We start from the raw sequence: 15,479 nt of genomic DNA on the forward strand, positions 1-15,479 counted from the left end.
ACAGGAGATTATATGAAGATACAAGATTACACAGAAGAATTGATCAATCTGAGACGCCATTTTCATCAGCATCCGGAGCTTGCACTTCAGGAAGTGGAAACATCTGCATATATCCGCATATATCTGGAGAAGCTGGGTTATACGGTTACCGCTGTAGAACCTACAGGACTGATCGCAGAACTTCCATGTCTGAAAAAAAGAGAGAAGCTGATCATTCTCAGAGCAGAAATGGATGCACTGCCGATACAGGAGCAGACTGGTCTGCCCTACGCATCTGTAAATCAGGGCTGTATGCATGCCTGCGGACATGATATGATCCTTGCAGCAGCGCTGATACTGGCGAAGATCGTAGCAGAAGAACAGGAGACTTTTCCGGTAAGGATGCGGTTCCTTTTCGAACCTGCAGAGGAGATCGGTGAGGGTGCGAAGCGGATGATCCAGGCAGGGGCATTAAAAGATCCCAGACCAGATGCCTTTCTGATGTTTCATTATGCAGCAGATATGACGCTGGGAATGGCTGTGCATCAGGGACAGGCATCTTCCATGATCGGCAGTATGAGGATCCATGTTTATGGCAGATCCAGCCACTGGTGTGAAGCACATAATGGAGTGGATGCCATCTATGGAGCTGCGCAGGCAGTTACTGCAATTCATGATCTGAATGAAAATTTCGGAAAGGAACATCCGGAAGCAGGGAAATATATTCTGGGGACAGGAACAATACATGGCGGCGAATATACGAATATTATCGCAGATCATGTGGTACTCAATGGAAATATCCGGGCAGTACATGAGACAACCTATTTCTGCCTGAAAGATCTTCTGGAAGAGAAACTCAGGGAGGTTGAGAAACAGACAGGAACCCGGATCGTTATAGAATATCCGAAAGATCCGGTATATGCATTTGCCAATGATGAGGCGTTTGTACAAATTGCCAGGGAAGTGGGAGAGAAAGTGTTTGGAGATAAATTTGTCCTGGAGGGAGAAGATGAACTTTTTTTGTCCGGGGACAATGCTTACCGGTATTTCAGAGAAACGGGAGGACTTTTTTCCATATTTCTGGCAGGAATCCCACAGGAAGTCTATCCGTTCCATCATCCGAAATTCCGCCTGGATGAAAACATTCTTCCATATAGTGTAGAAGCCCTGTATGAGATGATAAAGAAAATAGGCGGATCCTGTTAAGTTTCACGAAATATGTGGTATAATAGAGAACAAAGTTTGTGGAATAGAAATATACATAACAGGGGATGGGGCAAATGAAGAAGGACGATAGAATATATTTGAATTTATCAAACAGTATGATCCGGGATATTATCAGGGGTATCTGTTTGCGAAACCATTGTCTATCGGAGATCTGGAGAGTTTCATGAAAGAATATGTATGATCCGTCCTTCTCTGGCAATGATCTGTTCCTCACAGAGATTTTTTAATTCGCGCATCATGGCACTGCGATCTACACTCAGGTATTGGGCCAGGTCTGTGTAGGACATAGACAAGGCAGCGGTGTGAGTCTTTTCATCAACCAGAGATGAAAAATAAGACATCAGTTTCTGGCGTATGGTTCCATGGGAAAGTACGTAAATGCGGTTAGTCTGCTGGCTGGCTTTGCGGGCAGTCATCTGCAGCAGGTTGCTGATTAGCTGGCTGTGATGGCTGCAGGCATTTGAACAGCGTTTGATCACATGCTGGTAGTCAATAAACATGACCCGTGTTCTGGATCTGGAGCGGACATAATAATGCAGTGAGTCTCCGGGGAGAAGGAATGGTTCCCCGAAAACGCTGCCGGTATGCAATTCATCCATGATATATTCCGTTCCGTCTATATCGCAGCAATAAAGTGTGGCCTGACCCTCAAGGATCAGGCCTATTTTTGTCATGGAATCGGAATACTCCATGATGATCTCGTTATTTTTATAAAGGATTTCTCTGGCCTGAAAACAGACCCGCATTCTTTCCTGTTCTTCGGGAAGAATATGAGAGAAAAGAGTAATATTATCTGTCATGATCAGTCACCTCACCAGTTGATTATAACACCATTTTCTGGAAAAATCACATAAAATTGTTGCATATGCAACAGAAATAATTGGACTATTTTGGTATAATATAAGCATAGAAAAGAAACAAAGATAAACATAAGTTTACAGGAAAGAATAGAGGGAAAAATATGAAGATTACAGAAAGTATCAAGTACGCAGGAGTAAATGATCATCAGGTAGATCTGTTCGAGGGACAGTACGCAGTACCAAATGGAATGGCTTATAATTCTTATGTGATCCTGGATGAGAAGATCGCAGTTATGGATACGGTAGATGCGAATTTCAAACACGAATGGCTGGATAACCTGGATCGGATACTGGATGGGCGGAAACCGGATTATCTGATCGTACAGCATATGGAACCGGATCATGCTGCCAATGTGGCTAATTTTCTTGAAGTATATCCGGGAACTACAGTGGTAGCCAATGCGAAAACTTTTGTCATGATCAAAAACTTCTTCGGACTGGATCTGGAGGGTCAGAAACTGGAAGTAGAAAATGGCTCCACATTAAGTTTGGGAAACCACAATCTTACTTTTGTATTTGCACCAATGGTACACTGGCCGGAAGTTATGGTGACTTATGACAGCACAGATAAAGTTCTTTTCTCAGCAGATGGATTCGGTAAATTCGGTGCTCTGGATGTAGAGGAAGACTGGGACGATGAAGCAAGAAGATATTTCATAGGCATTGTAGGCAAATATGGCGCACAGGTACAGAGACTTCTGAAAGTTGCCGCAACACTGGATATCCAGATCGTCTGTCCATTGCACGGACCGGTTCTGACAGAGAATCTGGGTCACTATATCGGACTCTATGATACATGGTCTTCCTACACTCCTGAGGAAGAAGGAATCGTTGTTGCCTATACTTCTGTATATGGACATACCAAAGCAGCAGTTAACCAGTTCGTAGAGAAATTGAAGAGTAAAGGATGCCCGAAAGTAGTAGTTTATGATCTGGCAAGGGATGATATGTCTCAGGCACTCAGCGATGCGTTCCGTTACAGCAAACTGGTGCTTGCAACAACCACTTACAATGCAGGAATCTACCCATTTATGAATGACTTCATTACCCGTCTGGTGGAGCATAATTTCCAGAACCGCACGGTAGGTCTGATCGAAAACGGATCCTGGGCACCTCTGGCAGCGAAGGTGATGAAGAACATGCTCTCTGAATGCAAAAAGATCAACTGGCTGGATACAACCGTGAAGATCATGTCCGCAGTAGATCAGGACAATAAGGATCAGATGGAAGCAATGGCTTCTGAACTCTGCCAGGAATATATTGCAAAAAATGATGAACTGGCAAACAAGAATGATATGACAGCTCTTTTCCGCATCGGATATGGTCTGTATGTGGTAACCTCCAATGATGGAAAGAAGGATAACGGACTGATCGTCAATACAGTTACACAGCTGACTGATTCTCCATTCCGCGTAGCAGTTAATATTAATAAGACAAATTATTCTCACCATGTTATTAAACAGACTGGTGTGATGAATGTAAACTGTCTCTCTGTAGAAGCTCCGTTCTCTGTATTTGAGCAGTTTGGCTTCCAGAGCGGAAGAAGTGCAGATAAATTTGCAGGACAGAAAGTAAACCGTTCTGATAATGGTCTGGTGTTCCTGGATAAATATATCAATGCATTCATGTCCCTGAAAGTAGAGCAGTACGTAGATCTGGGAACTCACGGAATGTTTATCTGCAGCGTGACAGAAGCACGTGTGGTAAGTGATCAGGAGACCATGAGTTATACCTACTATCAGAAGAACGTAAAACCGAAACCGGAAACAGAAGGCAAGAAAGGCTTTGTATGTAAGGTCTGCGGATATATTTATGAAGGCGATGAACTTCCGGAAGATTATATCTGTCCGTTATGCAAACACGGTGCAGTAGATTTTGAACCGATCGGATAATACAATACGAATAAAGCAGCAGGAAACAGGCGGTGAAACAGGCCGTCTGTTTTTGTGCGTAAGAAACAGGATTTTCCTTGATAATCTGATGAAGTCTGATAAAATAAAAAGTAACTGTAAATTTTATGGAAATTCCGACGAAATACAGAGTAAGAAAAAAAGAGCAAGAGGCATGCCTATGATAACATTAAATGATTATTTATATTCCGGAGATACGGTACTGAAAATACTGCAGAATTATATTGAGGACCTGCGAAAAGATGCGAAGAAGAATCATAATGAAATTGATCTGATCCACTGCAATTTTCTGATCCAGATCAAGGAACTGTTGGAACATAACGATTTCCTTACCGCACAGTCTCAGAAGATCAGAGAATTTTATAAATATATGACTCATGAATATCCGTTTTTGGCCTTTACCGTAAAAGGGCGAATCAAATCCCTGATCCGCGCAGAGGAGAAATTTAACGGATATATTGTAGAATATATTTACGATTACTACATAAAAAACGGAACTTACCCGCCTATTGCAGAGTTGAAGAATAAGCTGAGCTGTTTCCGCGATCTGATCGCGTACCGAATTGTAATCTCTCTTCCGAAATGTCACCTGAAACCTGGTGAGGACAGAGAGACAGAGGAGCTGAAATATCTTTATGATATTGCCAACAGACTTCCGGGATTTCTGGAAGAGCAGGGGTTTACGGCAGAGCCTGCGAACGGGGTGAAAATAAGTCATTCGGAATTGATGGATGAGTTTGCGAAGCCCTATTACAGGGATTATATTTCTGAGAAAAAAGATTCCGATTATCAGTCCCTCCATATTACATTCTATGACAACAGCTCCAGGTCCTACCTGGAAGTGCAGATCCGTACCAAGGATATGGATGATGTAGCAGAGATCGGCGCAGCCAATCATCTGGGATACGAAAAGAAGCAGGAGAGTGAACGCGCCAGACGTGATGCCATTCCCCAGGGCGAATGCAGATATTTCGATGATGCATATGAAAGAGGAATCCGCCTGCAGAAACTGGATCTGTCAAAGCTGGATGTAAATATGTTTGCAGCAGTAAATAACAGCCTGATCAATGACGGATGCGGACTGTACAGAGGAAGACTGATCCTTCCGTATGAACATTTGTCGAGATTTCAGAATGATCTGATTGATTAAGTGAATTATTGGAATAAGAACGAAACAGGGTCTGGCGAAAGCCAGGCCCTGTTTGCAAAAGCACTATACAGAAGCAGAATCTTGCCAGCAGAGGAGACACATGAAGATCGTCCCGTTTGATATGAAGCTCAGGGTAGTTCTTTATGATATAGAAAAGGCAAAGAATAACGCTGACTGCCTGCGCTGCAATAGTGGCAACAGCAGCGCCCTGTACGCCGAAATGTAATGGCCCCATAAACAGGATATCCAGAATTACGGTAATGTAACTCATGGTTCCTGTGAAAGTATCTTCAGGTGTCTGAATGACACGAAGAAGCGGGTAACGGAAAATAAGAAATCCGGCAGTCATAAAAATCTCCATTCTGTCCATTTGGTTAAGATTAATAATCCGGAATCATTATAATTCCGGATTGAGAAATTGTAAAGATTGTACAAAAAAAGAATTTATGATAAAATATGCGCGAAAAAAGGCTTAAATGACGGAGAAAGAAATGAATTCTAATTTCGAATATTATAAGGTGTTTTATTATGTTTCCAAGTATGAAAATCTCACAAAGGCAGCAGCAGTGCTGAAAACCAGCCAGCCGGCTGTGACCAGGACGATCCATAATCTGGAGAATGTACTGGGCTGCCGCCTTTTTACAAGAAGCAAAAGCGGGATGAAATTGACACCTGAGGGAAAGATTTTCTATGAATATGTAGCAGCAGGCTGTGCGCAGTTTTTTAAGGCAGAAGATAATCTGAACAATCTGATCAGCCTGGAAAATGGAACCATCTATATCAGTGCCACGGAGACGGCGCTTCATTGTTATTTGTTTGAGGCAGTCAGAGACTTTAATATTCAATATCCGAATGTGCATTTTAAGATATTGAATAACAGTACTACGGACTCTGTAAGTGCACTCAGGGAAGGAAAGGTAGACCTTGCAGTTGTGTCTGCAGCCTTACAGGTTACAGAGCCATTGAAAATGAAAGTTGTGCGAAAGTATAAAGAAATCCTGATCGGGGGCAGCCGTTTTGCAGAGTTGAAGGGAAGAAAGACTTCATTGGAGGAGTTGTCCACCTATCCGTGGATCAGCCTGACTTCTGAGGCAATCACCAGGAGATATCTGAATGCGTATTTTGCCAAAAACGGCCTGCAGTTTTCACCGGATGTAGAGCTGGCGACTACAGACATGATCCTCCCGGCAGTGCGATATAACATGGGAATTGGATTTCTGCCTGAAGAATTTGCAAAAGATGATCTGGCAGCAGATAAGGTTTTTGAAATTGATGTAAATGAAACATTTCCTGAGAGAAGTATTATTCTGATACATGATACAGAATATCCTCAGAGTATTGCATCCAAAGCGTTTCAGAAATTCCTGGCAGAAAGAGAAGGTGTATAAATCTGGTGGGGATTTGTATATAAAAATAATGTAGAAGAAAAACAGGACAGGTATCATGCGAAATCACATGTACCTGTCCTGTAGTTATGTCTGGACAATTTAACTATAAGATTTTATTTATGCCACTCCCAGTTCCTGATCTCTTCAAGATCCTGGCCATATTCAGCGATGTACTGTTTATGCTCAACAAGCTTGTCGTTCATCTTTTGGATTAAGTAAGAACCTTTATTTCCAAGCTGTGGCAGATGCATGATGGCATCTTTTACAAGGTTGAAACGGTCGATCTGGTTCTGTACACGCATATCGAATGGAGTAGTGATCGTACCTTCTTCCTGATATCCATGAACGGAAACATTGTGGTTATGACGACCATATGTAAGCTCGTGGATCAGTGTCGGATATCCGTGGAATGCAAAGATAACCGGTTTGTCTTTTGTGAAGATTGCATCGTACTCTGCATCGCTTAAGCCGTGTGGATGTTTGTGGTCGGATTCCAGTTTGAACAGGTCGACAACGTTAACAACACGGATCTTAAGTTCTGGCATTTCATCACGAAGGATCGTAACAGCAGCCATGATCTCAAGTGTAGGTGTATCACCACAGCAAGCCATGACAAGGTCTGGTTCTTCACCACAGTCATTGCTTGCCCACTCCCAGATACCGATACCCTGTGTGCAGTGCTTAACAGCCTGCTCCATGGTCAGCCACTGGCAGCTTGGATGTTTGGAAGCTACGATTGCGTTTACATAGTTCTTACTCTTGATGCAGTGATCGAAGCAGGAGAGTAAGCAGTTAGCGTCTGGTGGTAAGTACATACGTACCACGTCTGCTTTCTTATTAGCGATGTGATCCAGGAATCCAGGATCCTGATGTGTAAATCCGTTGTGGTCCTGCTGCCATACGTTGGATGTCAGGATGAAGTTCAGGGATGCGATCGGCTGTCTCCAAGAAAGCTGGTTGCAGACTTTGAGCCATTTTGCATGCTGAGCTGCCATGGAGTCAACGATACGGATGAATGCTTCATAGCTTGCGAAGAAGCCGTGACGACCTGTTAACAGGTAACCTTCCAGCCATCCTTCACACATATGCTCGCTGAGCATACTGTCCATGATACGTCCGTCTCTTGCGAGGCAGTCATCAGTATCAAGCATTTCTGCATTCCAGTCACGTTTCTGATATTCAAATACTTTGTACAGACGGTTGGACATACTTTCGTCTGGTCCAAAGATACGGAAATTCTTGTTCTCTTCATTCAGTTTGAAGATGTCACGAATGTATCCGCCAAGTTCAATCATATCCTGAGCTTTTGTTTTGCCAGGCTGTACTTCGATACCGTAATTACGGAAATCCGGAAGACGAAGGTCTTTCAGAAGAAGTCCGCCGTTTGCATGTGGGTTCGCACCAAGACGTGCATTTCCCTTAGGAGTCAGTTCAGCCAGTTCAGGGATCAGGCGGCCATTTTTATCGAAGAGATCCTGAGGACGATAGCTTTCTAGCCACTCTTTCAGAAGTTCAAGATGTTCTGGTTTCTCCATGGAGATCGGAACCTGATGAGCACGGAAAGAACCTTCGATCTGAAGTCCGTCAACAACCTTAGGACCTGTCCATCCCTTAGGAGTACGAAGAACGATCATTGGCCATACTGGACGCTCCGGATCATTGTTCTCACGTGCGTGTTTCTGGATTGCTTTGATTTCTTCGATTACAGTATCCATTGTTTCTGCCATCTTCTTGTGCATGGTCATTGGGTCATCGCCTTCAACGAAGTATGGTTTCCAGCCACAGCCCTTAAAGAAGCATTCAAGCTCTTCATGAGAAAGACGGGAGAAGATAGTAGGGTTGCTGATCTTATATCCGTTTAAGTGAAGAATAGGAAGTACAGCACCATCAGTGATCGGGTTCAGGAATTTGTTGGACTGCCAGGATGTTGCCAGAGGGCCGGTCTCAGCCTCGCCGTCACCTACAACAGTAGTAGCGATCAGCTCCGGGTTATCGAATACAGCTCCGAAAGCATGAGCGATGGAATAACCAAGCTCACCACCCTCGTTGATGGAACCAGGTGTTTCCGGTGCACAGTGGCTCGGAACTCCACATGGGAAGGAGAACTGTTTGAACATTTTCTTCATACCTTCTTCATCCTGGCTGATATTAGGATAAACTTCGCTGTAAGAACCTTCCAGATAAGTGTTGGCGATCATGAAGTTTCCACCATGTCCCGGACCGGAAAGGAGGATCATATCCAGGTCGTAACGTTTAATGACACGGTTGCAGTGTGCATAAACGAAGTTCTGTCCTGGTACAGTTCCCCAGTGACCAACGATTTTCTTCTTAATCTGATCCATGGTTAATGGCTCTCTCAGAAGCGGATTGTCAAGAAGATAGAGCTGTCCGGCAGACAGGTAGTTCGCTGCACGCCAGTAAGCATCGATTTTGTCAAGCATTTCCTGATTTAAAGGCTGCTTTTCAAGACATAATTTGTTGTCTTCCATTTTCTTACCTCTTTTTCTTTCTTTATCTTTGATGTCTCGGCAGTGTACCGACAACTTGCAGGTACACTGGTAAATAAATTGTGTTATTTTTTTAACTAGACACATGCTATCACAGAAAGAAAAAAACGTAAAATAGAAAAAATGCATTATAATTATAACTTTTTGATATGAATAGATCTACTGTACCTGTATTGGGACAGTAGATCTGCAAACAAAGATTGGGAAATAATTAACAAAAAACTGAAGCATAGGTATGACCAATTACAAAAATTACAGCGGTTCGGAATGGATATCCACTGACCGGCAGCTGTCCCTCTCTATGAGATGATGAGGAACGATGATCTTCGTTGCCAGGAGATTGGGGTTTTCGATATGGTTGATCATCTGGGAGGCTGCCTCGATCCCCAGCTGACAGGAATTGATGTCTATGGATGTGAGCTGAGGCGAGGTAAGTCTGGCCAGAAGAGAGTTGTTAAAGGAAAGAATGGACAGGTCTTCGGGGATGGAAAGCCCTGCCTCCATACATACCCGTTCCAGATAAACCGCCAGGATGTCGTCACTTACCAAAATGGCAGTGGGACGGTCTTTCTGCTTAAGAAGATTGAGCAGCTGGTCTGATCTTTCCTGAGAAATCTCCGGAACTTCAATACAGTAGTCGGGACGTACAGCCAGTCCATGATTCAAAAGTGCCTGCTGATATCCCATTTTACGGTCGGAAGAGAATACCAGGGAAGAATCCACACCCAGATAAGCAATGCGTCTGTGGCCAAGGCTGTAGAGATATTCTGTGGCTTCCTGGCCTGCCAGAAGATTGTCGTTATCGATATACATGGTGTGATTGGTGTACTGGGCAGGTTTACCGATGAGAATATAAAGCAGGCCTTTACTGAACAGGTAATCAATGACAGGATCATCCTGTCTGGAATACAGAAGGATAAAACCGTCTGCTTTGCCACTGCGTGCCATAGAACGCACGGTCTGCAGGATTTCTTCTTTATTCTGTCCTGTTATAATGGTGCTGATATACTGGTGGCTGTTGCAGTAGTGGCTGATTCCCCGGATGGTTTCCAGATAAAAGGAATTTTCGTATGCTTCTTTGGCAGAAGCGGGCAAAATGATGCCAATGCACCGGGAATTGGATGACTGGGATGCCAGGGTGCTGGCCTGGAAATTGGGTTCATAGCCTAACTGAAGCATGGCTTTGCGCACGCGTTCTTTTGTCTCTTCACTGATAGAAGGGTTATTTTTACAGGTTCTGGAAACTGTGGACGGTGAAACGCCGGCCAGAGCTGCTACCTCTTTAATGGTTACTGCCATGAAAAAACCTCCATAAATAGTGATATGGAGCGATTGGTAAAAAACTCCATACCATGGTTATCGTTGCATCTATTTTATAAGAAGAAACAGGGGTTGTCAAATGGCATTCCCAGGTCTTCAGATAGTTCCCCAATGCACAAAAAAGTAAGAAATGCACAAAAAACAAGGCGTCTGATTGTTTAAAAAGTAGAATTAAAAATAGTGGATTGTAATTAATGCAAAATAACGCTATAATTAATGCAAACGTTTGCATGAAATAATGCAAATAAAGCATAGCAAGGGATGCAAAAGGAGAGAAATTATGGAAAATAGATCAGCGGGAATTTTATTACCGATCAGCAGCCTGCCGTCAGACTATGGGATCGGATGCTTTTCCAAAAGTGCGTATGAATTTGTAGACTGGTTAAAGGAAGCCGGTCAGACTTACTGGCAGATCCTGCCGTTAGGCCCAACCAGTTATGGAGATTCTCCCTATCAGTCATTTTCCACATTTGCGGGAAATCCTTATTTCATAGATCTGGATACACTGGTGGAAGAGGGCGTTCTGGATAAGAAAGACTGTGAGAAAGTCAACTGGGGAAAGAAACCCGATGATGTGGACTATGAGAAAATATACAAAGGACGATATCCTCTTCTGCGAAAAGCATATGAAAACAGTGCTATCAGCAAGAATCCGGACTATCAGAAATTTGTAGCAGAGAACAGCTGGTGGCTTTCCGATTATGCTTTATTTATGGCAGTAAAGGATCGTTTCGGGGGTGTGGAATGGACGAAATGGGCAGAAGATATCAGACTTCGCTGGAACAATGCCATGGATTATTATCGTGAGGAGTTATATTTTGATATTGAATTCCAGCAGTATATGCAGTTCAAGTTCTATGAGCAGTGGATGAAACTGAAATCCTATGCCAATTCAAAGGGAATCCAGATCATCGGGGATATCCCGATCTATGTTGCCATGGACAGCGCGGATGCATGGGCACATCCGGAATTATTCCAGCTGGATGAGGAAAATGTACCTCTGGCAGTGGCAGGATGCCCTCCGGATGGATTTTCTGCAACAGGACAGTTATGGGGAAATCCACTGTACCGTTGGGATTATCACAGAGATACAGGATATCAGTGGTGGATATCCAGAATGAGTTACTGTTTCAGGCTCTATGATGTTGTCCGTATCGATCATTTCCGTGGATTTGATGAATATTTTGCTATTCCGTATGGAGATACGGATGCCACAGGTGGACATTGGGAAAAAGGACCGGGAATCGATCTGTTCCGCAGAATTGAACAGGTCCTGGGCTGGAAGCAGGTTATTGCAGAGGATTTAGGATATATGACAGACTCTGTACGTCATCTGGTATATGAAAGCGGTTTTCCGGGAATGAAAGTACTGGAATTCGCCTTTGACGCCAGAGATTCCGGATGTGCCAGTGATTATCTGCCGCACAATTATCCGGAGAATTGTGTGGCATATACTGGAACTCATGATAATGAAACAATCGTGGGATGGTGGAAGAGCATTACAGAAGAAGAAAGAAAGCTGGCAAGAGATTATCTGTGCGATCATGCAACACCGGAAGAAGAATTGTATCAATGCTTCATTAGCCTGATCATGCGAAGTGCAGCACGCGTCTGCGTAATTCCAATGCAGGATTACATGGGACTGGATAACCGGTTCCGAATGAACAAACCATCCACAGTTGGCACCAACTGGAAGTGGAGGATTAAAAAGAGAGATCTTACGAAGAAACTCCAGAAAGAGATCCATGATGTGACACTGCGCTATGGACGTAAGAACTGGGATTAAGTACAGATTGAAATAGTATGAACGATGACAGCGTTTTGGATATGGAGAGTATCTGAAACGCTGTTTTATTTCATGGAAAATTACTCCGTAATGTTCCTATGAAATAAAAAGCCCTTAGGGCAGGATCGCATACTTTACTTTTGTATGAAAAAGAAAACATTGGGAATGTTTTGGATTGTGTACAATTGGGAAAGAAATCCATTGATTTTCGGGCAATATTTGATAAAATATTAACCAGAAAAAGGTAAAAAACAGATTTTCAGGAGGACTTATAAATGAATTATAATAGATTGGAAACAAGTCTGATCGATGTGATCAAGGAAGAACAGGCGAAGCTTGGATACATGAAGGAGAAGATCAGTCTTTATTATCCGCTCAGTTCCCTGAATCATTTTTTTGAAAGCAATGCCGATGCAGCAGGAATGATGGAAATTTTAAAAGATTTTCCTGCTTATATGAAAGAGAAATTTGGGGAGGTTGTGGTTTCACACAGAGGAAATCGTTTCTGTTTCACTGTTTCTGATAAAGCGTCAGAATATGTGCATAATAATATGAAAGATAATGAATTTATCAAGGCACTGATCGAGTTGGTAGGTAGACATGGATGTACGCTGGATGAAATCAAAGAGTTATTTCATTCTTATTCAGACAAGATTGTTACTGAACCTATGGATAACGGCGAATTTGATGTGATGGTACGCTTTGATGATGGATCAGATCCCTATTATTATTGTTTCAAAGATGAAGGATGCCATATCATTTACCACAGGTTCCTGCCGGAAGACTACGCAGATTTTGGGTTTTGACAGGAATTTGTAATAAATTTGCCAACTGTCGAACCAGCAAAAATATATGTAACATTTGCAATAAAAGTGTGTTATTTTTTTGTCAAATATTTACAAAAATAAACCGAAATTTGATATTGACATATAGTCTCAATAATGGTAATTTTTAGTTGACTTAATGTTTTTCATTGATAAAAACGAGTAACATTTTATTACATTGTTTTACAGGGATAATAGAGAAAATTGACTTGACAGTTGGAGGGAAAGATTAAATGAGAAAAACCAAAATTATCTGTACGATGGGACCGTCTACGGATAAAGACGATGTTATGGAACAGCTTGTGAGAGAGGGAATGGATGTAGCACGTTTCAATTTCTCACATGGACCTCATGATGAACAGAGAGGACGCATCCAGAAGCTGAGAGAACTTCGTAAGAAATATGACAGACCTGTTGCAGCGCTTCTTGATACAAAGGGACCGGAGATCAGACTTGGATGCTTCAAGGATGGCAAGGTTTCTCTGGAAGAAGGACAGATTTTTACATTTACAAATAAAGATATCGAAGGAACCAACGAGCATGTAAGCATTACTTATAAAGAACTTTATAAGGATGTACAGCCGGGCGGACACATTCTGGTTGATGACGGACTTGTTGATCTAGAAGTACAGGATATTTCCGGAAAAGATATTGTCTGCAAGGTTATCAATGCAGGTGTGATCGGAGATAAGAAAGGTGTCAATGTTCCAGGAGCAAACCTGAAGATGCCATTTATCAGCAAGAAAGACCATGAAGATCTTCTCTTTGGTATTCAGGAAGGATTTGATTTCGTTGCAGCATCCTTTACACGTACTGCAGACGATATCCGTGAAGTGAGAAAAATTCTGAAAGACAATGGCGGTGAGGAAATCCAGATCATTGCCAAGATCGAGAACCAGCAGGGTGTTGACAATATCGATGAGATCATCGAAGCAGCAGACGGTATCATGATCGCCAGAGGTGATATGGGTGTTGAAATTCCACCGGAATATGTACCTGTTATCCAGCAGAAGATCATTCAGAAAGTTTATACAGCAGGCAAACCGGTCATCACAGCAACACAGATGCTTGATTCCATGATCTCTCATCCGAGACCAACTCGTGCAGAAGCTACAGACGTTGCCAATGCGATCTTCCAGGGAACAAGTGCTACCATGCTTTCCGGTGAGACAGCAGCAGGTAAATATCCGGTACAGGCACTTCAGATGATGAGCCGTATCGCTGAACATATGGAAGAGAACATTGAGTACAACACAATCTTCAAGAAAACCGACAGAAATGAGAACCCGGATATTACAAACGCGATCGCACATGCAACCTGTCTGACAGCCATTGACCTGAAAGCGCAGGCAATCCTGGCAGTGACCAAATCCGGAAGTACCGCACACATGATGTCCAAACACAGACCAGGATGTCTGATCGGTGCTTGCACAAGCTCTGAGAGAGTTCTGCGTCAGCTGAATCTGTCATGGGGTGTATATCCAATGCTGATCAGGGAAGAATACAGTTCTGAGATCCTTTGCCTGAGAGCAATCGAAGCAGCACAGAAACATAAACTTGTAAAAGTTGGCGATACTGTTGTATTTGCCGGTGGTGTACCGCTTGGTATCCCGGGCAGAACAAATATGATCCGTGTCTGCATCGTAGAATAATAAATAACAATATAAATTTTAAAGACACATACAAGGGTCTGCCGTCAGCTTTTCGACAGCGGTCCCTTGTTTTTTGTGCGCAATGAGGAGAGAAGATTATTATGAAAACAAACGGAGAAGAAGACTCGAGACATATTTTCAGAGGGGAGCTGGCACTGGTGATCGCAGTTATGATCAACAGTCTTGCAGTTATCCTGATGCTGTATTCCGGTTCCGGAATATCTGCCATATCCAGCGTTCCCTATGCATTTGAAAAAGTATTTCCGGTGATCACACTGGGAACATGGACTTACATATTTCAGGCACTTCTGATCTTAAGCCTGATGATACTGAGAAAGAAATTCGTACCGATTTATCTGTGCAGTTTCTTTGTAGGATTTGCGTTCAGTGAACTTCTGGATGTTAATGAGGCATGGATCAATGTTCTGCCGAAGACAATTCCACTCAGAGTTTTATATTTTGTGATCAGCTATCTGCTGATCTGTGTGGGAATCGCACTTTCCAACAGATGCGGTCTGCCGATCATTCCAACAGACCTGTTTCCACGTGAACTGTCAGAGATTATTAAAGTGAAATATTCTAAAATCAAGGTTTCTTTTGATGTGATCTGTCTGGGAACAACTGCATGCATGACAGGACTGATCCTGGGACATATCAAAGGTCTTGGAATCGGAACAGTGCTGGCGGCATTTACGATGGGAAAAGTGATCGGCCTGATCGGTGACGAGATGGATAAGCATTTCCAGTTCGTGAATTTCCTTTCTGCGAAAAGTTGATAGAAGTATTTATTATGGGAATCCTGCATTGCAGGATCCTTTTTATTGTGCTATACTAAACCAGAATGTCTGCAAAGGCAGACAGAAGTTTACATATGTT

12 protein-coding genes are annotated in these 15,479 nt (G+C 42.8%); 9 read left to right on the plus strand and 3 right to left on the minus strand.

Features of this window, described 5'->3' with window-relative positions; all coding sequences use genetic code 11:
* The first annotated feature begins 12 nt into the window (after positions 1-12).
* A complete protein-coding gene (locus R8695_RS04375; RefSeq protein ID WP_154780881.1) occupies positions 13-1,185 on the plus strand; it encodes a M20 metallopeptidase family protein in 1,173 nt (390 codons plus the stop codon).
* A 182-nt stretch (positions 1,186-1,367) separates the two neighbouring features.
* On the opposite strand, the gene R8695_RS04380 is transcribed toward R8695_RS04375, so the two are convergent.
* Entirely contained in the window at positions 1,368-2,006 is a 639-nt protein-coding gene (locus R8695_RS04380; RefSeq protein WP_154780880.1) for a Crp/Fnr family transcriptional regulator, read from the minus strand.
* Positions 2,007-2,167: 161 nt separating this feature from the next.
* On the opposite strand from R8695_RS04380, the gene R8695_RS04385 reads away from it, so the two are divergent.
* From R8695_RS04385 to R8695_RS04400, 4 genes are all read left to right on the plus strand, one after another.
* Positions 2,168-3,958 carry a flavin reductase gene (locus R8695_RS04385; RefSeq protein WP_154780879.1) on the plus strand — a complete coding sequence of 597 codons (1,791 nt, stop codon included), beginning with the start codon at positions 2,168-2,170 and terminating at the stop codon, positions 3,956-3,958.
* Positions 3,959-4,136: 178 nt separating this feature from the next.
* Positions 4,137-5,126 carry a nucleotidyltransferase family protein gene (locus R8695_RS04390; RefSeq protein ID WP_154780878.1) on the plus strand — a complete coding sequence of 330 codons (990 nt, stop codon included), beginning with the start codon at positions 4,137-4,139 and terminating at the stop codon, positions 5,124-5,126.
* A 100-nt stretch (positions 5,127-5,226) separates the two neighbouring features.
* Positions 5,227-5,352 (plus strand): hypothetical protein, encoded by a 126-nt coding sequence (locus R8695_RS17925; RefSeq protein ID WP_279238215.1) that lies wholly within the window; start codon positions 5,227-5,229, stop codon positions 5,350-5,352.
* Positions 5,353-5,617: 265 nt separating this feature from the next.
* Entirely contained in the window at positions 5,618-6,514 is an 897-nt protein-coding gene (locus tag R8695_RS04400; protein ID WP_154780876.1) for a LysR family transcriptional regulator, read from the plus strand.
* 113 nt (positions 6,515-6,627) lie between these two features.
* Here R8695_RS04400 and R8695_RS04405 read toward each other — a convergent pair whose 3' ends face one another.
* The gene (locus R8695_RS04405; protein ID WP_118510780.1) at positions 6,628-9,003 is read right to left on the minus strand and encodes a phosphoketolase family protein; all 2,376 of its coding nucleotides are present in this window, start codon (positions 9,001-9,003) and stop codon (positions 6,628-6,630) included.
* Positions 9,004-9,273: 270 nt separating this feature from the next.
* Entirely contained in the window at positions 9,274-10,320 is a 1,047-nt protein-coding gene (locus R8695_RS04410; protein ID WP_154780875.1) for a LacI family DNA-binding transcriptional regulator, read from the minus strand.
* Positions 10,321-10,579: 259 nt separating this feature from the next.
* Here R8695_RS04410 and malQ point away from each other — a divergent pair, with 259 nt between their 5' ends.
* The 4 genes from malQ (at position 10,580) to R8695_RS04430 (ending at position 15,379) form a co-directional block, all read left to right on the plus strand.
* Positions 10,580-12,127, plus strand: coding sequence for a 4-alpha-glucanotransferase (gene malQ / locus R8695_RS04415; protein ID WP_154780874.1), 1,548 nt, complete (start codon positions 10,580-10,582; stop codon positions 12,125-12,127).
* A 275-nt stretch (positions 12,128-12,402) separates the two neighbouring features.
* Positions 12,403-12,933: a DUF3877 family protein gene (locus R8695_RS04420; protein ID WP_154780873.1), complete on the plus strand. Its 531-nt coding sequence runs from the start codon at positions 12,403-12,405 to the stop codon at positions 12,931-12,933.
* A 251-nt stretch (positions 12,934-13,184) separates the two neighbouring features.
* Positions 13,185-14,603: a pyruvate kinase gene (pyk, locus tag R8695_RS04425; protein ID WP_154780872.1), complete on the plus strand. Its 1,419-nt coding sequence runs from the start codon at positions 13,185-13,187 to the stop codon at positions 14,601-14,603.
* A gap of 101 nt (positions 14,604-14,704) precedes the next feature.
* Positions 14,705-15,379 carry a DUF6198 family protein gene (locus tag R8695_RS04430; protein WP_118510770.1) on the plus strand — a complete coding sequence of 225 codons (675 nt, stop codon included), beginning with the start codon at positions 14,705-14,707 and terminating at the stop codon, positions 15,377-15,379.
* Positions 15,380-15,479: the final 100 nt, after the last annotated feature.

The sequence above is a fragment of the Blautia luti genome, assembly GCF_033096465.1.
GTDB lineage: Bacteria > Bacillota > Clostridia > Lachnospirales > Lachnospiraceae > Blautia_A > Blautia_A luti.